At 58.0% G+C, this 23,755-nt stretch carries 24 protein-coding genes; 8 read left to right on the top strand and 16 right to left on the bottom strand.

Translation table 11 applies throughout. The features are described from left to right. Positions 1–73 precede the first annotated feature (73 nt). The 3 genes from AB8A38_RS25295 (at position 74) to AB8A38_RS25285 (ending at position 2,692) form a co-directional block, all read left to right on the top strand. Entirely contained in the window at positions 74–526 is a 453-nt protein-coding gene (locus AB8A38_RS25295; protein WP_093760818.1) for an Hsp20 family protein, read from the top strand. A 110-nt stretch (positions 527–636) separates the two neighbouring features. Continuing rightward, positions 637–1,512 carry an RNA polymerase sigma factor RpoH gene (gene rpoH / locus AB8A38_RS25290; protein WP_439087840.1) on the top strand — a complete coding sequence of 292 codons (876 nt, stop codon included), beginning with the start codon at positions 637–639 and terminating at the stop codon, positions 1,510–1,512. Between the two features lie 469 nt (positions 1,513–1,981). Then, complete coding sequence (locus tag AB8A38_RS25285; RefSeq protein WP_093760820.1) at positions 1,982–2,692, top strand: outer membrane protein; 711 nt, start codon at positions 1,982–1,984, stop codon at positions 2,690–2,692. Between the two features lie 321 nt (positions 2,693–3,013). Here the strand turns inward: AB8A38_RS25285 and AB8A38_RS25280 are convergent, their stop codons facing one another. From AB8A38_RS25280 to AB8A38_RS25235, 10 genes are all read right to left on the bottom strand, one after another. Beyond that, positions 3,014–3,493, bottom strand: a complete 480-nt coding sequence (locus AB8A38_RS25280; protein ID WP_231079536.1) for a TspO/MBR family protein — start codon at positions 3,491–3,493, stop codon at positions 3,014–3,016. A 182-nt stretch (positions 3,494–3,675) separates the two neighbouring features. Then, a complete protein-coding gene (locus AB8A38_RS25275; RefSeq protein ID WP_439087839.1) occupies positions 3,676–4,290 on the bottom strand; it encodes a cupin in 615 nt (204 codons plus the stop codon). Between the two features lie 127 nt (positions 4,291–4,417). Further along, a complete protein-coding gene (locus AB8A38_RS25270) occupies positions 4,418–4,780 on the bottom strand; it encodes a DUF3175 domain-containing protein (RefSeq protein WP_309943758.1) in 363 nt (120 codons plus the stop codon). Between the two features lie 167 nt (positions 4,781–4,947). Beyond that, a complete protein-coding gene (locus tag AB8A38_RS25265) occupies positions 4,948–5,178 on the bottom strand; it encodes a hypothetical protein (RefSeq protein WP_093760826.1) in 231 nt (76 codons plus the stop codon). Between the two features lie 140 nt (positions 5,179–5,318). Beyond that, positions 5,319–6,008, bottom strand: coding sequence for an alpha/beta hydrolase family protein (locus AB8A38_RS25260; RefSeq protein ID WP_439087838.1), 690 nt, complete (start codon positions 6,006–6,008; stop codon positions 5,319–5,321). After that, positions 6,005–7,246 carry a DUF763 domain-containing protein gene (locus AB8A38_RS25255; RefSeq protein ID WP_093760830.1) on the bottom strand — a complete coding sequence of 414 codons (1,242 nt, stop codon included), beginning with the start codon at positions 7,244–7,246 and terminating at the stop codon, positions 6,005–6,007. The genes AB8A38_RS25260 and AB8A38_RS25255 overlap by 4 nt, the downstream gene beginning before the upstream one ends. Before the next feature lie 27 nt (positions 7,247–7,273). Next, positions 7,274–7,831, bottom strand: coding sequence for an alpha-ketoglutarate-dependent dioxygenase AlkB (locus tag AB8A38_RS25250; protein WP_439087837.1), 558 nt, complete (start codon positions 7,829–7,831; stop codon positions 7,274–7,276). Between the two features lie 247 nt (positions 7,832–8,078). Continuing rightward, a complete protein-coding gene (locus AB8A38_RS25245) occupies positions 8,079–8,693 on the bottom strand; it encodes a cell envelope biogenesis protein TolA (RefSeq protein ID WP_309943754.1) in 615 nt (204 codons plus the stop codon). Then, entirely contained in the window at positions 8,693–8,863 is a 171-nt protein-coding gene (locus AB8A38_RS25240; RefSeq protein ID WP_439087836.1) for a hypothetical protein, read from the bottom strand. Before AB8A38_RS25240 ends, AB8A38_RS25245 begins: the two co-directional genes overlap by 1 nt. 613 nt (positions 8,864–9,476) lie before the next feature. Then, a complete protein-coding gene (locus AB8A38_RS25235) occupies positions 9,477–9,884 on the bottom strand; it encodes a BLUF domain-containing protein (protein ID WP_439087835.1) in 408 nt (135 codons plus the stop codon). 374 nt (positions 9,885–10,258) lie between these two features. Here AB8A38_RS25235 and AB8A38_RS25230 point away from each other — a divergent pair, with 374 nt between their 5' ends. Continuing rightward, positions 10,259–11,749: a PAS domain-containing protein gene (locus AB8A38_RS25230; RefSeq protein WP_139285943.1), complete on the top strand. Its 1,491-nt coding sequence runs from the start codon at positions 10,259–10,261 to the stop codon at positions 11,747–11,749. A gap of 818 nt (positions 11,750–12,567) precedes the next feature. Here AB8A38_RS25230 and AB8A38_RS25225 read toward each other — a convergent pair. Both AB8A38_RS25225 and uvrA read right to left on the bottom strand, forming a co-directional pair. Beyond that, a complete protein-coding gene (locus tag AB8A38_RS25225; protein ID WP_439087834.1) occupies positions 12,568–12,960 on the bottom strand; it encodes a response regulator in 393 nt (130 codons plus the stop codon). A 348-nt stretch (positions 12,961–13,308) separates the two neighbouring features. After that, entirely contained in the window at positions 13,309–15,852 is a 2,544-nt protein-coding gene (gene uvrA / locus AB8A38_RS25220) for an excinuclease ABC subunit UvrA (protein WP_439088600.1), read from the bottom strand. 123 nt (positions 15,853–15,975) lie between these two features. Between uvrA and AB8A38_RS25215 the strand changes: the two genes are divergently transcribed. After that, a complete protein-coding gene (locus AB8A38_RS25215; protein ID WP_439087833.1) occupies positions 15,976–16,215 on the top strand; it encodes a DUF2171 domain-containing protein in 240 nt (79 codons plus the stop codon). On the opposite strand, the gene AB8A38_RS25210 is transcribed toward AB8A38_RS25215, so the two are convergent. Beyond that, positions 16,212–16,691 carry a hypothetical protein gene (locus tag AB8A38_RS25210; protein ID WP_439087832.1) on the bottom strand — a complete coding sequence of 160 codons (480 nt, stop codon included), beginning with the start codon at positions 16,689–16,691 and terminating at the stop codon, positions 16,212–16,214. The genes AB8A38_RS25215 and AB8A38_RS25210 overlap by 4 nt on opposite strands. 328 nt (positions 16,692–17,019) lie before the next feature. On the opposite strand from AB8A38_RS25210, the gene AB8A38_RS25205 reads away from it, so the two are divergent. After that, positions 17,020–17,262, top strand: a complete 243-nt coding sequence (locus tag AB8A38_RS25205; protein WP_231079528.1) for a hypothetical protein — start codon at positions 17,020–17,022, stop codon at positions 17,260–17,262. Between the two features lie 254 nt (positions 17,263–17,516). On the opposite strand, the gene AB8A38_RS25200 is transcribed toward AB8A38_RS25205, so the two are convergent. From AB8A38_RS25200 to AB8A38_RS25190, 3 genes are all read right to left on the bottom strand, one after another. Continuing rightward, positions 17,517–18,284 carry a hypothetical protein gene (locus tag AB8A38_RS25200; RefSeq protein WP_439087831.1) on the bottom strand — a complete coding sequence of 256 codons (768 nt, stop codon included), beginning with the start codon at positions 18,282–18,284 and terminating at the stop codon, positions 17,517–17,519. A 213-nt stretch (positions 18,285–18,497) separates the two neighbouring features. Then, positions 18,498–18,950 (bottom strand): hypothetical protein, encoded by a 453-nt coding sequence (locus AB8A38_RS25195; protein ID WP_439087830.1) that lies wholly within the window; start codon positions 18,948–18,950, stop codon positions 18,498–18,500. A gap of 26 nt (positions 18,951–18,976) precedes the next feature. Continuing rightward, positions 18,977–22,141 carry a CHAT domain-containing protein gene (locus AB8A38_RS25190; protein ID WP_439087829.1) on the bottom strand — a complete coding sequence of 1,055 codons (3,165 nt, stop codon included), beginning with the start codon at positions 22,139–22,141 and terminating at the stop codon, positions 18,977–18,979. A gap of 67 nt (positions 22,142–22,208) precedes the next feature. Between AB8A38_RS25190 and AB8A38_RS25185 the strand changes: the two genes are divergently transcribed. Next, a complete protein-coding gene (locus AB8A38_RS25185) occupies positions 22,209–22,406 on the top strand; it encodes a hypothetical protein (protein ID WP_231079525.1) in 198 nt (65 codons plus the stop codon). 70 nt (positions 22,407–22,476) lie between these two features. Continuing rightward, positions 22,477–23,439 (top strand): dienelactone hydrolase family protein, encoded by a 963-nt coding sequence (locus AB8A38_RS25180; protein ID WP_439087828.1) that lies wholly within the window; start codon positions 22,477–22,479, stop codon positions 23,437–23,439. Positions 23,440–23,755: the final 316 nt, after the last annotated feature.

Genomic DNA, 23,755 nt, shown 5'->3' with positions numbered 1-23,755 from the left:
GTCCAGTGTGAGGCGGACGCCGGGGGTGTCCGGCGCCTGCTCATACCCATCTTGCTCATTGGAGGATTTGGCTATGAAGACTTACGACTTTGCTCCGCTTTGGCGCTCAAGCATTGGCTTCGACCGCCTGTTCGACCTCGTGGATGCCGCACAACGCGCCAACGAGGACCATTTTCCCCCATACAATATCGAGCGTGTCGGGGACGACCGATACCTCATTTCGCTGGCTCTGGCGGGTTTCTCGCCGGACGAGATCAGCTTGACGGCAGAGCAGAACGTTCTGACGGTCGAGGGCCGCAAGGGCGAACAGAAGCGTGACTTCCTGTTCCAGGGCATTTCTGGTCGCGCGTTCAAGCGGCAGTTCAACCTCGCCGACCACGTCCAGGTGACCAGCGCGACTTTCGAGAACGGCCTGCTGCAGATCAACCTGATCCGCGAAATTCCCGAGGCTATGAAGCCGCGTAAGATCGAAATCAACGGCGCTTCCCGTTCTAACGTCGAGCAACTTGAAGCCAGGGCGGCCTAACGCCTTTATCGATCGCTTTGTGCAATCGTTCCGCGATGGCTTCGGCCGTCGCGGACCTGCGTGACATTTGGCATCGCGCTGATCACTCGCGAAATCGTCAGGAGGCAGGGATGACCCACTTCGCACTTCCAGCCTTGGCCGCTGGAGAAGGCCTTACGAATTATCTCACCGCTATCAAGCAGTTTCCGCTCCTCAAGCCTGAAGAAGAGCTCGCCTACGCCAGGCGCTTACGCGAAGGCGGCGACAGGGACGCTGCCTATCATCTTGTGACCAGCCATCTCCGTCTGGTCGCCAAGTTGGCGATGCGCTATCGCGGCTATGGGCTGCCTATCGCCGACGTCATTTCGGAAGGTAACATCGGCCTGATGCAAGCCGTGAAGCGATTTGATCCGTCTAAAGGTTTCAAGCTTGCGACCTACGCCAGCTGGTGGATCAAGGCAACGATCCAAGATTACATCCTGCGGTCATGGTCGATCGTCCAGATTAGCGCTACGTCCACCCAAAAGCGGCTGTTCTTCAACTTGCGCCGCTTGAAGAGCAAGATCGCAGCTCTTGAAGAGGCCGATATGCAGCCCGACCACGTCGCAACGATCGCGCGTCGCTTGAATGTATCCGAGCGCGAGGTCATTGCGATGAACCGCCGGTTCCTCGGAGACATGTCGCTCAATGCGACTTCACGAGAGGACGACGAAGAGGGAGCTGAGTGGCTGGAGCGCCTTCCTGATCCTGACTCCAATTTTGAAGAAGATGTCGCGGAACGTAGCGAGCTTAACTGGCGGCGGCAGGTGCTGACGCGAGCACTCGCCCAATTGACCGCCCGCGAGCGGCGCATCATCGAAGCACGATGGCTGTCGGACTCTCCTCTAACACTTGATGAGCTGGCGGCAGAGTTGAGCGTGTCACGGGAGCGGGTACGACAGGTAGAAGTTAGAGCGCTCGAAAAGGCCCGAGCGTATGCAGCATCGCTCTCGAGTGTTGACGCGTAGTGAACGCCAATGAGCGCGGGCTCGCCAAACTCCACAGGTTTATGCCATTAAACCAAACAAACGAGAGGGAGTTAGGGGGCACTGAGGTGCCCACAAGGCCTTAAGTAACGGCTGCTAGCGGATCTTCCGGAGCCTGCCTCAGTCAGTTTGGCCTGGTCCTTCAAGACCTCGACCAGCCCTATCCACCGGCTCGCCGAGTTGACTTTCAGTAATCGGCGACAGCTTCAGCCAGTTGGCGTAGATGTCGCGGAGCGTCCATCCGAGATCGAAATCGTCCTGCCAGTTCTGCACTTATTTTCTTTAAAAATGGACCCACCGCGGACTTCGCGACCAGCGTGAAGAACCAAATCGGCGGCCTGCCTTCGCTCTTCAGCCCGTTTCAAAAATCCAAGCTGTGGCGGATTGGTGACAGCCTTGGGAAACACGCGGAAATAATATTGGAATCGCGAAAAACTTATAGGGGATTCCAATGAACAAGTATGTGTTGGCCACGGCCGCTTTGGCCTTAAGCGCTGCATCGGCCTCGGCCGCCGATTTGGCGGCCCGCCCGTATACGAAGGCTCCGCCGGCTCCTGTCGCAGTCGGTTACAACTGGTCAGGCTTCTATGCCGGCGTCATGGGCGGCTATAGCTGGTCGGATCGCATCCGTGTTGACGGTTTCACCGCTGCGTCGAGCGACATCAATGGAGGCTTTGGCGGGGGGACCATCGGCTACAATTGGCAGACGCCGGGCAGCAACTTCGTTTGGGGCCTTGAGGTCGACGCGGCAGGCGGCGACGTCAAGTACCGCGAAACGGGGCTGTTCGGCATCGTCCCGGTTACCGCGGAAGATAAGATCCGTGCCTTCGGCAGCGTCACGGGTCGCCTTGGTGTGACCTCGGGGGCGGCTCTTTTTTACGTGAAGGGCGGCTACGCCTGGGCTGATAACCGCCTTTCATTCACCACTCCTGGCGTGACGCTCTTCTCAGAGAGCAAAGTTCACTCAGGCTGGACCGTCGGTGGCGGCGTCGAGTACATGTTCGCTCCGAACTGGTCGCTAAAGGGCGAGTACATGTACGCCGACTATAGCAGCGAGCGTTACGGCACAGTGCTAACCGGTTTCACGGACCTTGGGGTGACGACGCATACTGTTAAGGGCGGCATCAACTACCACTTCAACTGGGGCGGGACCAGCTTCTAAGCCCATGTATGAAGACCGGGGCCCGGCGAAAGCCGGGCCTTTCTCGTCCTAAGGTAACCTCTGCCAATGGTTGGGAGGCGTTACAAGATTGGTCACGACGCCGGAGTCGGCCATACCGTAACGCCAGTCGAGATGCTACGAACAGTGATGGTGTGAGGGGCGTTACTTTTATGTAGCCTCTCTGCGATATCGATAGCGACATTGAGATCAGCATAAGTGCCGCCAGTGCGCTGGCTATTCACGAGAACCTCATAGTCGCCTGGTTCACCACGCATGCTTTCCCGCCTCCGGTAATAAGCGCGTATATTTTCGGGTCCGGCATCAGTTGAGTGATACGATCCGACCATTGAGAGCTGCGGCGAACAATATCCACGCCAGATACGGTAGCAGCAATGCCGCGGCGAAATAATTGACTTTAATAGCGGTAGCAATCGTCACCGCAATTGCAACGACCAAAAGCAGGATCACGATCAGTCCAGCCAGCAAATTGTGATTGCCAAAGAAAATAGGTGACCAAACTGCATTTAGCAAAAGTTGGATAGCGAATGCAGCGAGTGCCAGCGTACGCAGCGAGGACGGCGGCGCCTCCCAAATCAGCCACACCGAAATTGCCATCAAAAAATAAAGGATAGGCCAAACGATCGGAAATGCCGCGCGCGGCGGGGTCCACGACGGTTTCGCCAGGGTCGCATACCAAGTGGGAATCTCGGGAACGGTGACCTTTGCTCCCAATGCAGCTACGCTGAAACAGATGGCAAGGGCGCACATCAGTGACGCGGTGGAAGAAAAAGTAAGGTTCAAGTGGGTACTCCATTGGCGTTTATCGCGACAAACTTAGCGCGCTTTTTCTCTGTCGGCCAAGAGCGAGATGCCCGAGAAAGACCTCAACGATCGTTTCCTCGATACCTCAAGGACCTCGATTGCGCGGAGAGCAGATCTACAAAGCGCTGCCCAAAATGGCCATGGCGCCGACCAACCCCTTATCAACGTGATTTCTTTGCCGTGGACCACAGCTGCGCCATTGGGCCGGTGGCTCCATAAATCGGGTCCTTGCTCGGCTTGATAACCTTGGCAATTCGTTTGATTGCTTCCGGCCGGGCGCGGCTATCGGTGCATTCGTCGTACGTCCCTTGCTCGGGATAGGCTCCCACTACTTGAAATCCTCGACTTGCCTTGATGAGACGATGTCCGGTTCCAGCGGGCAGCACCGCGACGTCCCCTGGATAGAGCGTCAACACGCGCCCCTTTGGACCCCCAAATTCGAGGGCGGCACGGCCTCGCGCCACCCCAAGAACTTCGTGAACCTGCGAATGGTAATGCACAAAATCGTAGACGGTGTCCCGCCAGGACCGGCCCCAATTATTTTCGGCGAAGATCACATCCATGATTGTTGCTGCTTTAAAACGCCTTGTCGCAACATTGATAGCTCCCCGGTAGAGCAGCACAGGGAAGCGAGGATTATTGGGAATGAGACCGTCGTCCGAAAACATCATCGAAAGGGGTTTTCGCGTTAGGACAAAGCCGGACAGCGCTTCCCTGTCTGGACGATCTTCGACCAGCCTTCTACCGATGTTTTTGATTTGGTCCTTGAGCGGCATTGATCTCTCCCGAAGCGAAGCGCCGCGATCTCAAAATATCAATGGCCCCTTATCGTGCGCTCCAAGATCGCATTGTTGCGATGCTAGCCGAAGGCCGCTTGCTTTCTTTGTATCCTTGCGCCGTCGTTTATGCATGACCGAACTCTTTCTTCAGTTCTGCTTTTGCCTCTTCTAATCGTGACAGGTGCGTGGTCTTCCCGGCACGATTGATGTGAAATGTGAGCGTCGATAGCGCCGACCGGTGGGGATTTGCTTTTCGGCAACTGCCATGTCCTGCGGAACGTTTGAGTGATGCGATTTTCGTCGGATCTGTCAGCTTGAAAACGCCTTGTCTAAGATCCGACGCGTCGCTTGTCTTCGTAACATGCCGCGACCATCTCTTTTTGACCGATCGTGCCGTTGTCCCGCGAGCTCGTTTTGGGTTGATTTCGCTTTGGACAACCTCCTCGCCCCGCAGCTGTGATTTTCTTCCAATATTGAGCCATGGCAACTGCCGCTTCGCTAGCTTTATACCGTCTTTCCGATCGCCTCAGCGTAGGTTGTGTGTGGGAGCGCACGGAAGCACTGCCGATCAACGCCCGGAAGAATGCGGCGTTCCTAGAAAGATACATCACTTGGTACGCCTGAACTAAAACGTGCGCGCGAAGGCCAGGGTTTCTAACGGCCTGGCGATGCATCCTCCGGGCCGATGGTCCTTTCCACTTCACGGGCCGTGCGGAAATCGTCCATGCGATCGGTGTTCGGGCCGAGTGCGGCTTCCTTGCTGAGCCAATGATACACGCGACCCACGGCCCGCTGCAGGACTTTCGGTCTGCCCGGACGCATGTTGCGCGCTCTGCAGATCGCACGTTCGGCATAAGCTTTAAAGTAATCGACTGCGTCAGACATCGGTCCTCCATCAGAACCTACGGCGGGACAAGCGAGCCGGCGATTGGGCGGTCGAACCAAAGCCAAGACGCCGTCGTGGATGTCAAAGAGACAACGGAGAACCCTTCGAAAGGGTCCAGCCGGCTCATGGCTGCCCGAGGTCAACTCTTCAGGCGCTCCGCCCACTGTGAGATCATGAGTGCAATTTCGGACACCACTTCCTGGTCGGTCCGTCCGCTGCGGACCGGGATATGAAAGCCGTGATCGGCACCATCGATCAGGCGAGAGGTCGCCCTCGATCTCAAGCCTTTGCAGACTTGGCGTAGGAGCGCGGGCTCCGCCAGCTTGTCACGTGTTCCCTGGATGAAGAGCATGGGGATCCGAATGCCCGCGAGATGTTCGGCCCTTATGATCGAAGGTTTGCCGGCGAGATGCAGGGGGAAACCGACAAATGCCAGCGCGCGTACGCCTTCGATCGGATCTTCTGCCTGCGCCTGCGAGGTCATGCGCCCGCCGAATGACTTGCCGCCCGCTATAATTAGCATCCCGCGGCATCGACGGCCGGCCTCCGCCGCGGCCAATCTTATAGCCCCATGGGCGACAGCCGGAGTGTCGGGGCGCTTGCTGCCCGTCTCCATGAACGGGAACTGGAAGCGCAAGGTCGCGATGCCATGGTCATAAAGCTTCGCAGCAACATCTTCCATGAACGGATGCGTCATGCCAGCGCCTGCCCCATGGGCAAAGACGAAACAGGCTCGCGCGTCCCGCGGCTTCATTAGGAGGGCTGATAGCGCGAGTGCGTCCTTTCTCTTCAGCGTCAGGGGCGTTACGGGCGGCAGCCGGGTGTTCATTTCGCTGCCGACCGCTCGCCGAATCGCTCCTCCAAGCCGAAGACCGAGCGACCGCCGAGCGCGGAGGATGCCTGTAATTCACCATCCACGAAATCCTCGAAGCACGGACCGCTTGCCGTTTGTTCGAGGCGGCGAGCCTGGTCGTCGAGCCGTTTCAGAGTCTGCATCTCCTCGTCTCTGCCGAGCTTGGCGTTCTGGACGGCTGTTTTCAGCACGCGGATGGTCTCGTCGTAGACCTTGATCGGCACCGGGTACGGGTGACGATCCTTGCCTCCATGGGCGAGTGAAAAACGCGCCGGGTCGCGGAAGCGGTACGGCGCGCCATGGACGACCTCGGTCACCATCGCAAGCGAGCGGACCGTCCGTGCGCCGACGCCCGGCGTTAGCAGTAGCTCGGGAAAGTCGAGCGGCCCGCGCTCGGCAGCCGCGGCGAGCGTGCCATGAAGGCGCCGGGTGAACACATCGCTCGAGCGGACGTCGTGATGCGCCGGCATGACGAGATGCGGCAGGAGGGGCTGGGCAGGCCCACCACCAGTCAGTGCTGCGAACTCGTCGACGATGCCGTCGGGGCCCAAAGCCGTCAGCAGGTCCAGTTGCGCCGTCCGGGAAGGTGCGGCGCGCGCATCCGTCAGATTGACGACGTTCCCTTGAAACGGACCATCGATGGCGCTGTGCGGTTCGTCGACGAAACTCGTCAGGTTCTCGGAATGCCAATGGTAGCGGCGGGCCTGTTTCTTGTCGCCGTTCATACCTTGCTGGACCACCGTCCATTTGCCTTCGTCGGTGACGAAGAAGCCGTGCAGGTAGAGATCGAAGCCGTCCTGGATGGCTGCGCTATCGACCTTGGCGACGAGACGGCTCGCGCGTGTCAGGGCCGCGCCATCGAATCCGATGCGGTCGCCGAGCGCATGAAGTTCGTCAGGCGTTTTCCGCGAATGCTGGCCCCGACCTCCGCAGACGTGGATACCGAGTTCGTCCTGCAGCGGCCCCAGGCCGCGCTTCAGAGCACCGATGACGCTGGTCGTGATCCCCGACGAATGCCAGTCCATTCCCATCACCGCGCCGAAGGACTGGAACCAGAACGGATGGGACAACCGCCGCAAAAACTCGTCGCGACCGTAATGGTGGACGATCGCCTGGGTGACGACGGCACCGAGCGCTGACATGCGCGCGGCCAGCCATGGCGGAACCCGTCCACCATGCAAAGGAAGATCGGCGCTGCCGGTCCGTTTCGCCATTCGTCCTCGATATCCGATTCTTTGCCGTTAGGGGCTACGCTCGACCATCGTCCGGAAGGTGATGGAGTAGCGTTTGGCCTCGACGGCCGGAATGCTGTGTTTCCATACCGACCGCGCCTCGCCGGACATCATGTAGATCGAACGGGACTTCGCTTCGAGGGTGAAACGCTCGAACTTGGTCGAAGCGGGCCTGCGAAATCGGAACTTGCACATCGCGCCCAGCGACAGGCCGAAGATCCGATCGAAGTGCGGCTTGTCCCTGTGCCAACCGATCCCGACTCCGACGTCGTATTCGGTGCAGAGAACTTGCTGTATGCGCGTACTGGGTCCACCGAAAGTCTCGACGCGATGTGAGACATCGGCGAGCCATTCAGGAATCAGCTCGGCTTCAACGAGGCGGCGTGCCGTATAGTCGTAGCTGAACCCGAAGGAGGCTACGCGACGCTTGCCCTCATACTGGCCGAACTGAAACGGCTGGAGGGGCAAGTCGGCCACCTGGGCTATAAGGTCGAGCGCTTCCGCTTCCGAAACGAAGTCGTCGACATACCGGAGGCCTTCGGGACCTGTCGTGTTTTCCGTAAACAAGCTGAACTGGTTGGACAGTGGATTTTACCAAGGCTGTGGATCTACGATCCTAGTTATGGAGCCGTAGTAAGAAGTCAAAGGTCGGGCAGAGCCGGCACATCATGACCGGCCGAACAGAAACGGCGCGTACGCGATCGCAAGGAGGATCAGCGCCAGCGGAAACGCGGCGGCGATGCAAATTTTATCGGTGTTGCGAAGCTGCATGCCTACGAAACCGAACGATCGGAGTTCCGTTCCAATGCCGGCCTTAGTCGCCGCCCTTCTTCACCCGATGTAAACTGGCAGCTAGCTTCTCGCGTTGCTGCTCCCAGCGCCGTCGCTCCGCTTCCGCGCGCTTGTCGATTTCGTCTCGTTCCCCTTGTATCGCGGCTTCCCTCGCGTCGTGCTCCTGTTCAGCGGCATCAAAGGCTCCTTGGGCGTTTGCAACCTGCGCTGCTTTCCGCTCTCGCTCCTTGGTCCTGGCTCGCTCTTCCTTGCGCTGGTCGGCCTCGCGTTTCCGCTGCTGTTTGTCGAAGGCGGCCGCGGCCCGACGTGCTTGCACGTTGTCAACTTTGGCCGCTTTGACCCGAGGCGCGGCCCGCTTCCGCAGCGCTGACACTTTCTTGGGGGCCGCAAGGTCTTTCGGAAGTTCACTCGTCTCCTCGAACGCGCCATTGGTGCCGACCGCTCTCCGCAAAACGATGCCGGGATGCGCGATTGTTGCCGAGACGATTGCAGGGTCGTCAGTCTCCTTGGCGAAGCCCTGGTGAAACAGGTTGCTGTCGGCGCCCCAGATATCGAGCGCGGCCTTCATGGACGGCGCCGCGACGGCCAAGTCGAAAAAGCCGATCGATGTCTGGTAGGTCTTGAGCTTCCGGGTCATCACTCGCAGGCCGGACAGGTGTCGGCCAAGCCATCGAGCACTTTCTCGATGGCTTTCACCCGTTGCTCCTTGTTCTTGCCGGAGAACTTTCGATGTTCGGCGATCGATCTTGCGTAATCCACGGCATGGTGGCTGTGACGAAGCCGCATATATAGCCGTGATTTGGACATGGCGCGATGGCGTGGGCCTCAAGGAGGATATCCGTCGCCCACATGGATAGGGTCTCGGCGTCGTTCGTGATCTTCGACATAGTCATGTCTCTCTAGGGAATTTTTTCCGAGAATGGGATTTGGCGTTGACCGGAAATCAGACATGCCGTTCCGGCGTTTTGACATGCGAGAATGTGGTCATCGTCGAACATACCTTGAAAACAGCTAGGCTATTCTCGAGTTCCTTCTCGGTCTTAAAGGCATTCGCCATGCCTTGCGTCAAAGCTTCCGCCACAATACTGACGGTCGCCGGATCTTTTTCGCTTTCGGCGGGGTGTTCCGAAGCCTCGCATCGGCGGAGCCAGACCGCGAGTAAGCGATTGCAAGACGCTATCCACCGCGGCCAAGGGTAGGTCTTTGCTACAAAACGGGCTTTACAGCATCGCATTCAATGCCCCGGTAAGCGCGGAGGAGCCGGCGTCGTCGTGCTGTTTGACGGCGTTTTGCTTGGTGGCGATTCTTCTCTGCTGTACAAGGGCGCTTACGAGCAGCGAGACGGGAAGTTCTAAGCGACTGTCCGGACATCCGGTTGGAGGTCCGTCTCAAGTTCAGGGCGCCCGTCTGAGGGCACCATTTACGTCTGGTTTTGGCTGCACGCCAACAGGAAATCCAGAGCCGACATCGCATCCAGATATCGCAATTTCACACGGCCGTTCACCCCAACCGCTTCGTCGATTAACGTCTGATCAGGCACCCGCTTGAAGCCCATTGCCCAGTTCGGAAACAGCCGGTCCCCATATCCAATGCCGCGCTGGAGCAAGCTGATATCTCGATGCCGCGGATCGACGCTGATACGGCCGTAAACTTCGATCACATTCTCCGGCTCTCCCTCAAGCGCTTGAAGAAAGTCGCCGTCCGAATAGACAAGCATGCCTGTTATATGCGCGGCATCATTCCGCGCCCTTGCCTTCTGCAATAGCTCGGAAAGATCCCCGGGTGAAAACGGCTGATTTGCAGTGCTAAGATACAAAATACGAAACACGAACGACCTCCACCTCCGTCAACGCCGGCTTCCGGAGAGAGTTCAATGGTGCCTGAACGGCAACGTCCGCCGCCGACCGGCGCCGCCCCCTGAGCTCACCCGAGCAAGTGTCATCAAGGTTGCCGAAGGCCCTCCCCGACTTCTCAATGATTTACGGTACCGACCCGGTGACGTTGCGAAAAGCCATGGCTGGCGCCGATCAAAAGGCAGCTTTGCGCCCGAAGCGGAGGTCCATCCCAGATCAGCTTTGCCCCAAAGCAGCCATGGAGGCCAGCTTTAGCCATTTCCCACTTGTGTGAACGCGCCTAAGATGGTGAGGGATAGCTGTGTTCCGCTGATTTGGAACAGGTACCAACAGCATCAGGGGAGTGGCCGTGACGGGCTCGGTGTCTGACGAACCTTTCCCGTTCGGCGGTGGTGAAAATGGCGCTCTTATTCGTGCGCTCGATTGGTCCAACACCGGTTTGGGGCCAATCCCCGAGTGGCCAGAAAGCTTGAAGACCACGGTTAGCGTATTGCTGCGCTCCCCAGTTCCCATTGTGCTCTTGTGGGGACCGGACGGCATCATGCTTTACAATGACGCCTATTCTATTTTTGCCGGAGGACGTCATCCCCTCCTGTTCGGCTCAAAGGTGCGGGAAGGTTGGCCCGAGGTGGCCGACTTCAACGACAACGTGATGAAGGTCGGCTTGAGCGGGGGAACGCTCTCGTACCGCAACCAAGAACTGACCCTTCATCGTTCAGGCGTTCCTGAGCAGGTCTGGATGAACCTCGATTACAGCCCAGTGTTGGGCGAGGATGGTCGTCCGGAAGGCGTTCTCGCCATTGTCGTGGAAACTACTCAGCAGGTGTTGGCAGAGCGAGCGTTAGGCATCGCGGAGGAGCGACTACGACAAGCTCTGAACGCTTCTGGGATGGTAGGTACGTTCAGTTGGCATGTACAGTCCGACACCTTCTATTCCGACGCGCGATTTGCTGAGATGTTCTCGGTCGATCCCGCCAAAGGAGACAAAGGTGCTCCGTTGTCGGAGTATCTAGCTGGTGTTCATCCCGAGGATGTTCGGCGGATCGCCGATGCCGTGAACCACACTGTCCTCACCCGGGAAAAGTATGTTCAAGAATATCGGCTTCTTCAGAAAGACGGGAGTATCCGCTGGGTCGAGATGCGCGGTGAATGCCTCTACAGCGAGAATGGTAAGCCGGGCCGCTTCGTTGGTGTGGTGATCGACGTGACCAATCAGAAGAACGCACAAGAGCGTCAACGATTGCTCGCTCGCGAAGCGGATCACCGAGTAAAGAACATTTTCGCCAATTTCCACTCAATGATTAGTCTGAGTGCACGGAGTGCCGGAAGCCCAAAGGAGATGGCTCAAGCTCTTCGTGGCCGATTGGACGCGCTGTTGCGAGCCAAGGATCTTGTCCGTCCAGGTATCATGGGTACTGAGCACGAGAGCGAGCAGACAACGATGGACGCGCTGGTGCGCACCGTGTTGCAGCCTTATGAAGATGGCTCGCCTGACCGCATCGTCATAAGCGGACCCAATGTGCCAGTGGGAGCAAAGGCCGTGACGGGCCTTGCTTTAGTGTTGCACGAGACGGCGACGAATGCGGTCAAGTACGGGGCGCTGTCTCGGCCGGATGGTTCGATCCATGTCACATGGAACGCGAGCGGTGACTACTTCAGTCTGGACTGGGACGAAACCGGCGGTCCTGAAATTCATGTAAAACCGCAGACGCGTGGCTTTGGTAGCACTCTCATCGACCGCAGTGTGACCGGAGAACTGGGAGGCCGGATCGAGCATAACTGGCTGAGAAACGGTCTTAGGCTAAAGCTGAGCATTCCTCTGCAACGCCTTTTAGTTTGAACGTGCATAGCCCATCGCCACCTGATCGAAGGTCCGCTTCGCACCCAGAAGCTGCCACAGCGGGTTATCGGTGTCGCCGATCCTCGATAGCACCCTTGTCTCGCAGATCGGCCGTTATCTTGCGTACGCCTGGCAGCTGAATACCCAAATCGCACGCCTTCATTTTGACTGACGTAATGGCCGGCGGAGCGCTGCTGCGGCACGTAGAGCAGACGCTCCGCTGTCGACCAGTGCTTTCAGCTTGGCAACGTCGTCCGTGTCCCATGGCTACGCAAGAAGGTGCCTGCTCACGGCTATTTCTCCATCGGTCGAAGCTCGCCCTCCAACCAGCCTGCGGCTTGGATCGCGGGATCTGGCTCAACGGCGGTATTGATGAAGCTGCACTTTGGGCATTCGTAGGAATGCACAACGAAGCCCTTTTCCGGGAGGGAGCATCTGATCCAGTGAGTGGCGGCTCCGCAATTTTGACAAGGTGGAGTTCGGGTGCGCGGCATGGCAGCACGTCATGAGTTACAAAAGTCCACGCTTGATAATATTCTTCAAAACACTTGCTATCAAGGAGAAGTGGAGCCGTTCAGACTGAACTAATGCGCTCAATCCTGTTTTCGAACAGTGAGCGCGTAACAACCTTGGAGCGAAGTGCGTTCGCCAACATCTTGCAGACGCACATCGGTTCACCTTTAACGGTCGTGCACCTGCAAGTGTCTCCGTATGCAAATCTTATCAGTCTATCGATGTCGCGATCTGCGATAGCTGCTTCAATCTGGCTGTCATAGGTCAGGAAAATCTCGGCTGAAGAGGATAGTGATGAAGCGCAATTAAGAAGGGTTTTGACCGCCAACGTTGAGAAGTTGTGCCACCGCCGTCAGTAGCTGTGCCGGTGCAAAAGGCTTTGTCAGGAGGACACTGTTCGGCACGCCTTGGGAAGCCCATTCCGCGGCGCTATCCCCGGTCATATATACGACAGCCAGTTCAGGATCGATCGCTCGTGCGTGCCTAGCTACATCCCACCCCGATAGTGTGCCGGGACTCAACTTTATGTCGGTCACCAGTGCGCGGTATTTGGGTACGGAACTATCGAGTAGTCTAACCGCCTCATCCCCGGACTTGGCAACGATGACTTTGAATCCGCCATCGCCCAACGTCTCTTCAACTATATTTCGGATCAGCTCTTCGTCTTCTACGAGCAGGATTACTGGAAGGTCTTCCACTGATGCGCCCCTGTTGACAGCCGGAAGCGACGGTCGCGCTACAATTGATGGGGCAGCGAAAAGTTCCGATAAACCTTTGATGCGGAGAAGTAGCTCTAGGAAAAGGGCGAGGCGTTCGGTGACGACGGGACAGCAATATCGCGGGCGATCGAAGCTCTAGTGCCTTCAAAGGCGTTCGACAGAATGAACTCAATTCACTCGTCGGTATGTCTGCAGCGATAGCCCTTTTCAGGTCGGCGGCTGACTTGTCGGTGGGCGCGGATCAAGTTCTCCGACGTAGCGCGTTATCGCTCAGCAGCGGGCCCACAAATTTTATGATCGACGCTAAAGCCAACTTTGATCGGATCTCTAACCGATTAAGGCTTCCAGAAATTTGGCAGTGCGGCTTTCGGCATTGCGCGCAACCTGTTGGGGTTCGCCGGCGGTCACGACGGACCCGCCCTCAATGCCTGCGCCGGGGCCCATATCGATCACCCAATCACTTTCGGCGACCACTGCCATGTCGTGTTCGACGACGACCACGGTGTTGCCGGCATCCACCAGACCTTGAAGCTGCGCCATTAGCTTTTCGACGTCTGAGGGATGCAATCCAGTGGTCGGCTCATCCAGTACATAAAGGGCCGTCCCCCGCTGAGCCCGTTGCAACTCGGTAGCGAGCTTGATCCGTTGGGCTTCGCCGCCACTGAGTTCCGTCGCGGACTGACCGAGTCTAATGTATCCGAGGCCGACCTCTCGAATGACGCCCAGCGAACGTCGTAGTAGCGCATCTTTCTCGAAAAAGGCGAAGGCATCGTCCACCGTCATGTTCAACACGTCAGCAATGGATTTGTCCCGGATCTTGATTTCCAATGTTTTCGCGTTGTAGCGCGCCCCGCGACAGGTCGGACATGGTGCGTAGACTGACGGGAGGAAAAGCAATTCGACGGTGACGAAGCCCTCACCTTGACAGGTTTCGCAACGTCCTTTGGCGACATTGAATGAAAAGCGGCCGGCATCATAATGCCGTGCCTTGGCCTGCTTCGTGGCCGCGAACAGCTTTCTGACGTGATCGAAAAGCCCCGTATAGGTGGCGAGATTCGACCGCGGGGTGCGTCCGATCGGCTTTTGATCGACGACTACGAGACGTTTTACGTGCTCCATGCCCGCGACGATGTTGCCGCCTAACGTTTGAACGGCGGTTTCCAGAAGGTCCCCTTCGTCTGGAGCGCCCCGGTCCTCTTCGCCGCTCTTGTGCCCCAATATTTCTCCAACCTTCTCGACTAGAAACTGAGTGATCAAGCTGGACTTGCCCGACCCCGAGATGCCGGTCACCGCGGTAAACACACCGACAGGAATGTCGACGTCGAGGTCCTTGAGATTGTTGCGGGTGACACCGCGAAGTTGAAGCTGACCTCGCGGGAGACGGCGCCTTCGATCGAAGGGCGTTGCGCTCCCGAATAGGTGGCGCCTTGTTTGAGACGCTTCGACGTCGGCAAGTCCTTTAGGGATACCGCTGTAAAGCACCTCGCCCCCGTGAACGCCCGCCGCGGGGCCGACATCGACTATCCAGTCCGCGTGGCGGACTACATCCAGTTCATGTTCGACGACGAAAAGCGAATTGCCCGCTGCCTTAAGCCGGTCCAGCGCTCGCAGGAGAGCTTCGGTGTCGGCTGGATGAAGTCCAGCGGAGGGCTCATCCAGAACATACACTACGCCAAACAAGTTCGACCTAACTTGTGTCGTCAACCGGAGCCGCTGCAATTCGCCAGGAGACAATGTCGGGGTGCTGCGCTCGAGCGCGAGATATCCCAAGCCGAGATCGAGCAGAATCGCCAATCTCCCGTTTAGATCTTCCAGAATGCGCTGGACCACGAGAGCTTTTTCCGGATGGTCTTTGGGCATTTGAGATTTGCCTTGGAGATACGGTGCGATCAACTCGCGAACGTCCTTCAAAGGAAGCTCAGACAGTTCTGCAATATCCAAACCTGTGAATCTGACCGAGAGGGCTTCGGGCTTAAGCCGTTTTCCCCGACATACCGGGCAACGGCCGCTCAGCATGAACTGCGAAACCCGCCGCTTCATCATCGCGCTCTGCGTTGTTGCGAACGTCTGCAAGACGTATTTGCGTGCGCCGATGAAGGTGCCCTGATAACTCGGCTCTTCCTTGCGTCTGAGGGCACGCCTCACCTCGGCTGGCGTGTAACCGGCATATACCGGGACGGTGGGCTGTTCCTCGGTAAAGAGTATCCAGTCGCGGGTTTTCTTCGGCAGTTTGCGCCAGGGCGTATCTACGTCATGACCGAGAGTTACCAGGATGTCCCTCAGATTTTGCCCCTGCCAGGCGCTCGGCCAAGCCGCCACGGCTCGCTCTCTTATGGTGAGCTTGTCATCTGGAACCATCGAGGCCTCGGTAATATCGTGGATCCGACCGATTCCGTGACAGTGAGGACAAGCGCCTTCGGGAGTGTTGGGCGAAAATGACTCGGCATAGAGCAGTGGTTGTCCACGCGGGTAGTCGCCGGCGCGCGAATATAGCATGCGCAGCAGGTTCGACAACGTCGTCACGCTGCCGACCGACGAGCGTGTCGTCGGAGATCCGCGTTGCTGCTGTAAAGCCACGGCCGGTGGTAGACCTTCGATTTCGTCCACCTCCGGAATGGACATCTGATTAAACAATCTTCTCGCGTAAGGGGACACCGACTCAAGATAACGCCGCTGCGCTTCGGCATAGAGCGTGCCGAAGGCCAGCGAGGATTTGCCCGATCCCGACACCCCTGTAAAAACGACAAGTGCATTGCGGGGGATGTCGACGTCGATATTCTTCAGATTGTGCTCGCGAGCTCCGCGAACCCGCACGAAGCCCTCATCGAAGGGCGAGCCGGCATTGTACGAACCACGTCTTCCTGCGTACATCTTGCCCTTCCGTGGAACTTTGGCCGCGATTTCAACCATAGATGAAACTTTGGCGGAGGAGTGCGGTTCCCCCCAACGGAGATCCTTAGCGTTGCAGAAGCCTCAACAACATAGGAGGACGAGATGGTCGACACATCACAAATCAAAGAGCATATGGACGTCATCTCGTCGGACAAAAAGGTCGTCGGCAAGGTCGATCACCTGGATGGCGTGCATGCGATAAAGCTTACCAAACAGAGCTCGCCAGACGGGCAGCACCATCACTTCATTCCCGTCGATTGGATCGACTACGTCGATCAGCATGTCCACCTCAGGAAATCGGGAGTGGAAGTGACGGCGCACTGGAAGCACGGGCGGAGCTAGCCTGCTAGTTGGAATTCCACTTGTGACATCTGGCCGGGGTATGGGATTGTTGCGTAGCCTTTTGCATGGCATTGGTGACTCGGTGGCCCATCTCTCGCAGCTTCGCAAGCTAGAGCTTGGAGGCCGGATTTCCCATGGGATCCAGCGCTGGTTATTGGATAATAGCCAGTTCGCCACCAGCCGCGTTGGCCGGCGCCAGATATCCGCCGTTTCGAATGCATGGAAACATCGTACCGCACCACAGCCTTGCCGGCGTAGCTGCGCGTGACATCCGAGAACTCGCCTTCAAAGGTGCCAACGACCGCCCATTCGTTCGTCCATTTCATCTCTGCGGATGCGGTCGTCAACGCAACATCGCGCGCCTGTGCCGCGCCGTTCACGACGAAGCTCGCACGGGGCAGCATCTGGAACGTCGCCGAAGCGAAACGGTCGGTGTTGAAATCATGCGCCCATGCGACTCGGCTGCGCAGGGTCAAGATCGCGTCCATCACGGCAAACGACTTGTCGGTGCGGAAGCCGAGTTCACTGCGGGTGCTTGGTCACCGTCTTGCCAGCATAGGCCATGCGAAGGCATTGGCACCGCCGCCGGTCTCTGCACAATGGGTGCGCGGGCGAGAGATGAGTGCCTGGGGAGAAGGAAGCCTTAGACCTCTGTCAACGAGCGAGAGCCAATCTGTTGAAAACTCTTCTTGATGGTCCCACGGTGAGTGCAGTATGACACTGCAGACATCTACTCGATGAAACGTTTGGTCCTTGACAACGCCTCCGCTTATCTCCGTTCCTAACCAGTCGGAATGGAACGACGTGGAGATGCTCGTCCATCGCAAGGTGACCAGTGAAGACTATGCGCTTTCGGTGATGGATGCGTTCGACGGCCTTTATGCTGAAGGCGTCGCATCGACCAAGTTCTTCGGTCTCCACATCCATCCGCGGATATCAGCCCAGCCGACGCGGTTTCGCCATCTAAGTGAGATTGTTGAGCATATCGCCGGCCACACTGAAATTTGGCACGCGACCACGGGAGAAATGGTCTCCACAGTCAAGTGAGATTAGACTACTCCAATGTGGGGACGATCATTCTGTTACAAGCGCAATCAACCTGCTGTTCAGAATGCCATTTTTGCAGCCGTATAAGGTGCTTTCGCGGATTGGGCGTAGTTCGTCACCGCCCCTATCCGGAGGTTCGGAATCCAGTGTTGAGCAATCCGCTTTGCGCCAGAAGCGGACGGTTGCGGAGCGGCCAACAAACATTGTTCAGCGCGTTTGGCCAACGGCACGGAACACACGTTGGCTTGTGGAAGTTAGGATCCAATCACACCTTTGAGTCCGGTATAAAGAGACCCAGCCACGCCGGCACCTGCGCCGAGCAACGGTCCCGCGGTCTGCGCAAACTCCTGAATCAATCTTGCACGACGTCTCATCTGCTCTCCGCCAACATGCTCTCCGAGCAGGCGGGCAGCCCTAAAGGCAATGGCATTGGGTTTGCCACCCTGCGCCAATGTGTTCGGCAAAATTCGAAAAATAACCATCCCGAGGACATTGCCGGACAGGAATGCCAAACTGATGCTGGCTACATATTCTCCGACCTCACGCCACTCGACGACCGATGCCGGGACAATCGGCACGCTGTCGTTGATTCCGGTAACAACCAACATGCACCCTACACTCAGGATGGCCGTGATCAACCCCACCAGCCAAGCGCCGAGTGGCCCAAGCTTACTGAAGGGCATCGAAGCAATTCCGAACAGCAACGGGATCACGATCGATGCAAGACGCAGATATAGCGGTGCAACATTGAGGACGATGGTGATTACAATGTGGGCGGCTACAAGTAACACGGCTGGCAGCAGTACATAGACCGCAAAGTGAATTACGTAGTAGCGGAGCGGACTGGTCAGCCGCGCCAGCGCAACCTCGGCCCGATCCAGCGCGTGCGTTAGATTGTCGATTTCACTGACAAGGTCCTGGACCTCAAGCAGGACCGGACGGACGAAACGCAGGTCCCGCGAGCAGTTCTTGCACGCGATGGCTTCATCCCTGATTGTCTCTGTGCAGAACGGGCATTCCATAAGACGCCTCAGCCCTTCCGCTTCGCACGGATGGACGCGATCTCGGTTCTGATCCGGGAAAGTTTAGCCACTGCTGCATCACGCTTGGCAATCAGGTCCTTGCGTTCCCTCGCCAGTGCTTCGGGAACGGCGATGTCTCTGGAACACCAGCCACAGACCAGTACGAGATCGCTGTTCTCTCGAAGACAGTACGGACAAATGATTGCCATCGCGTCAGCGCGCGACCTTGAGGACGAAACTCGTGCTGCCGGGGCGCCCATCAGAATCCTTGAGATCCACGCGCAGCATGTGCTCGCCGGGAGGTAGAGACGCATCCGGCATATCGATGCCAGCCGGTTGAACGAACACCTTCAACCGTTCCGTCAAGTCCACATTCGGCGTACGAAGATAAATGACCTTTACGGAGGTAACATCGATCGTCGCTCCACCAAATGACAGGAACTTGAGCTGAAAGTGAGTCGGCGATTGGATGTTATCGCTGCCGGAAAGGAGCTCGATCTTCGGGCCACGCGTGATACCGCGCCGATCGACGACTACTGCACCTTTTGGCGGCGGCAAGGAGGCCTCCTCTTGTGTGATTAATACCCCCGCGGCCCGCGACGGCACGGATTGACACAGCACGATCAGGCAGGCGAACGCAAAGCAAATTCCTATACGACGTCGCATCATCCCCCCCAACGCGATCTATAAACTTATCTGGTGCCCCCATCCCCTATAATGGAGTAGGGCGCCCAGAATAACGGATGTGCGTAAGCGAATTCTGTCTTTCCATCGGCATTCAGATAGCCGGGTCCGTCAGCCAAAGCCATCATGGCCTGACGCTGAGCTTCGCCGCGTGCCAGCTTTGGATCGTCGGCCTGTCGCTTAAATAGATCTGTCATCAACTCGCGCGCGGACTGTGAATGCACCGACCAGTTGGTGACCAGAAGAGCGCGGGTGCCCGCGTAAAAGAACGCCCGGCCAAGGCCCGAGGCGGCTTCTGCGCCGGCGCCGGCGCCGGCACCGGTGTTGCAGGCCGAAAGAATGACCCAGTCCGCGTCGAGTTTGAGACCGAGTATCTCCTCCATCGTCAATAGGCCGTCGCCCTCTTCACCGGTCACAGTCGGCGAGGACAATGCAAGCGCCGGCTGGGTCAGCCCATTCAATTCACCGGGAACGAGGCCGTGTGTTGCGAACGCAATGATCTTAAAGCCGGTCAGATTGACAGACTTGACGGCTTTCTCCGTCGCTCCTTTGCCGAGGTTCAGAACCTTGGATGGATCGGCCTGCAGCGCCAAAGCGATCGAGCGCAGCTCGTCCGCCGTATCCGGAAGGCGCGGCAGCAAGCCAAGCTCCGCGCTATCGACCCCGTCAAGCTTCGGACTATTACGGCGCTTCAGCGGCACACCTCGCATGGCATTGGCATCTGCGGCATCGGCCACGCGGATCTTCGCTTCAATCTGCTCAGCCTCGGCCTGCTGCTCGGTGTTAAAATAGGGATCTCCGAACGCGATCATCTCGCTACGGTCGGACTTGCCGGGCGGTAGCTGCCGCAAGGTTCGCAGCGCGGCCGCGGAGGGGACCAAGGTGACCGCATGGGTGCGCGCTAGCCAGGGAACGTCCCTGTACCTCGCAAACAGAACGTCTTCATCCTTCTTGATCGTCGATGGCTGCGTTGGCAAAAGAGAGAGCGGCAGCAGGCCCAGCGCGCCGTTGGTGACGACGACCAATGTCTTGGCCGACTTCCAGCCGACCTCGACGGGCTTGAGAAGCGACGAATAGAGATCATATCCGAGCGCCATATCGAAAGCCGGAATATCCGAGATGATCGCGGCCTGCGGTTCGAGCGCCTCGCGCAACTTCGTCACTTTGGTCTGGACTTCCGCTGCATTGGACCCGATTGAAGCGAAGGCGACCGCGCCCGCCTTCGGGACCGCCCAGACGAAGCTCGCATCCTGGCCGAAATAAAACGACAGCATCGCCTCGTCAGGCGCGAGCGTATCGCGAATCTCATCGACAGACGGTGCTCTTGGGGCGACCAGATCGGCATAGGACGGAAACCGACGGTTGATCTCCTGTCGCGCCTTGACCCGATCGCTGCGCAGATTGGCGATGGATGCATTCAACGCCTGTACGCCTTTCTCGTCTCGCTCAGCCGATGACAAGGACAATACGTTATTCAACGTACCCAGCTGAGCGTTGATCTGCTTTGACAGATCCTGCTCCTTGCGCACCAATTCAGCTAGCGCTGGGTCCTTGACCGAGCTCCGCGCACTCGAAGCCGCCAGCGCCTGCTGCACTGAGCTGCCGCGGACAGCGTCGGCAAGGCTGAATGTCTCGGCCCCGATATCAGCCGCCAGACTCTTCTGTCTGGACAACATTCTGAAATAGGCTTCGACAATCGCTTGGAAGCGTTGATTCCTTGCCGCAACGACCGTTGTGTCGTCATCGTCGGCATTCTCACGCGCCGATGCGACTAGGATTGGTATTGCGATCTTGAATTCGCGGATAGCTTCCTCATCGCGTCCTGCTCGCATCAAGCCGATAGCAAGGGTTCCGCGCGCCGACGCCGTATCAAAATGGCTCTCGCCGACGCGTGCGATCTGCTTCTTGACCAACTGGTCAGCCGCGGAAATGCCCGCCTCGATCTGGCCCGAAGCATAGAGCGATGCGATACGCGAGCCGTTCAGTTCGAATACCTGACGCCGCATCGGCTCCCAGTTGGCGATTGCCCTATCGATCTGAGCATAAACCGCGACGGCGTCACGGCTCTTGCGCTGCAAGTTGAGGACGCCGCCAAGCTGTGAAAGCATCTGCACGCTTTGTGGCGCTTCATCCGGAACGCCCGTTGTCTTGCCGATATCGAGTGCCACGCGCAGCAGCTTTTCGCCGTCGGAATGGCGCCCCTGTTCGATCAGGATGCCCGCAAGACCTGCAATGAAACGCGGCGTCGCGTAATGATATTTGCCTTGGTCCTTCAACCGGGACAACAGCGCGCGACGTGCATCGGATTCGGCCTCCGCAAAACGGCCCTGCCGGGCCTTCGTCCGTGCAAGACTGAGCGTGATAAAATCGATGGATTGAAGCAATGCCGACTCCGTCGGCGGATTCTCGCCACTGAGAAGGCCCTTCATGCCTGCACGCTTGCGGGCTTCCGCAATGCGAAGCGAAGCCTCAGCCTCCTTAAACTGTCCACGTGCCTCGAAAATGGCAGCATTCCCGAGCTCGATCTCCGCCTCCCAATTCTGCCCGTAACGCGCATACGCTGCGCGCATGGAAGGATGGCCACTCGTTCGCGCCTCCTCGATCGCCGGGCGGCTGCGGCGCATGTAGCCTTCTGCCTGGACGACATCGCCCATCTGGATCAGCGAATTGGCAATCGAGCGATTAGCTGTATGTACGAACCCCTTCGCACCCGGCGTGTTCGCGGTGTCGCGCAGTAGCCGCTGATATGTTTCGAGCGCCTTCTTCGGATCGCCCGCACTGCCGTACTGGACAGCCGCTAGTTGAACCAGGCGCGCCATCAGTCCGGGCGGAGCAGCACCGCGGCCCGCCTCAATCCCTTTTTCAAGATCGGAGATGGAATCCGTTAGCCGACCGAGCTGGCTTCTTGCGCCCGCACGGTCGAGATAGAACTGCGCAAGCGAGACGCGCGAAGCTCCGCCGGGAGGCTTCACGTCTGCGTCGGCCCTTAGTTGCTCGATCTTTTTCTCGTCCGGCTTTTCGGTATCGAGGATCGCCGTGATATCGGAGATCGAGCGCGGCGGTGCGACAAAGCCGACCGGCAATGCCGTTTCCGGTGCGATCTTCGGCGTGACATCGGCGGGGACGGCGACGGCGACATTGGCACGCCCGTTTGCCGCGTTCAGTCTCGACATCACACAAGAGCGTACTGCGGGAGTGGCCTTCGTCCGGCATGCCTCCAGGCTGCCGCCGCCACCGCGCATGCAGGACATCACAATTGGCTTTCCAACCGACATCCGGCACTGCTCGATCGCAGCTTCCTGCGTGAGCGCAAATGCCGCCTGCGACAACACCGCGAGCGCTGCGCTGATGAAGAGCGTCGCCGATGCGCATAAAGCCACATGCCAAATTATCAATCGCTTGGAAATGACCGCTTGCATGATCACGGCTCCAAAATAACTTATCAAAATATGACGCGATCCTAGCCGCAAACCAATTTGATCGACAAGCGCGTTGAGACAGGTTCCGCATGGAACCAGGGTTCATTGTTGTAAAGCTCGGAGACGAGATGGCGACCATTTGCCGAGTGTCTTACGTTGCACTAGTGTTGATCGCAGGTACCACCGGCCTGTTGACGAGCTCTCCGGCGGAAGATTTTGTCCCGCCGTTACGTATGCTTCCTTCTGAAATCGCCAGCCGCGCCGCGTCATTCGCGAAGGATCTCACCTATCCGCAGCCGGTCAAGGCGGGAGATGAACTGACTTCGTCCCAAGCTGCGTTTCTGAAGCCTGACGGCGATGGCCCGTTTCCTGCGCTGGTGATGGTCCATCAGTGCGCAGGCGTGAACCAAGCGATCGTCCTCTGGGCGCGCGAAGCTGTCAGCCTTGGCTATGTCGTTCTCCTGATCGACAGTCTGACGCCTCGGCAGGTTAGCACGTTGTGCTTCGGGCCGCGAAACGGCGTCAATCTATTCCGCGGAGCAAAGGACGCATTTCAAGCGGCGGACCATCTCCGTCAATATCCGTTCGTGGACCCGACTCGGCTATCATTCGTCGGGTTCTCTTGGGGAGCGATGGTTGGCCTTATCGTCTCCAGCGCAAGGTACGCGGAAGCGCTGGGCGGTCGCCCGTTCGCATCCGTTGCAAGTTTCTATCCCGGGTGCTTGCGCGTTTCGCGGCCAAATACGCCGAGCTTTGATATCGTCAGCGATGACATGAAGCAGCCGACACTGGTTCTCATGGGCGCCACCGACAATGAAACCCCCGCCAGCGAATGCGTTGAAAAACTACATGAAGCCAAGTCGGCTGGCTCAGCCGTAGAATGGCATGTCTACCCTGACACTGGCCACTGCTGGGACTGCCGGCAACTCGACGGTCGTAGCAAGACGGATTTACACGGGAACCTAGTTTTCTATAAGTTTAGACAGGACGTCACGACAGACTCATCCAAGCGGTTATTTCAATTCCTAGCCGCTCCGCACCGGGGCAAATAATTGTGGTGACAGACTCTCTCCACAGGAATAGACCCCCGCTCCTCCGACACTGAAGGACTTGCATCTGCGAGGCGTCCTGACCGCAACCGTTCAGGATTGGCGAGAGGCGGTAGTTCGAACGATTTCCTTTCAATACAATCGGATCTTAAGGACCCTACCCGCTCTGGCGGGGCAGTTCCGGTACGGTAAATTACAGCGGTATCTGGTTAATCCCATTAGCGGCGATCGCCACGGAGGTTGATGGTGAACGCAGAAACGACCGTCGCCATCTTTTTTGTTGCCTGCCAGGTAGTCCAAGCTAACCAGACGAATTTTA

This window comes from Tardiphaga sp. 839_C3_N1_4, from assembly GCF_051811045.1.
GTDB lineage: Bacteria > Pseudomonadota > Alphaproteobacteria > Rhizobiales > Xanthobacteraceae > Tardiphaga.
The sequence above is the reverse complement of the archived record's forward strand: the minus strand, read 5'-3'. Positions and strand labels throughout refer to the sequence as shown.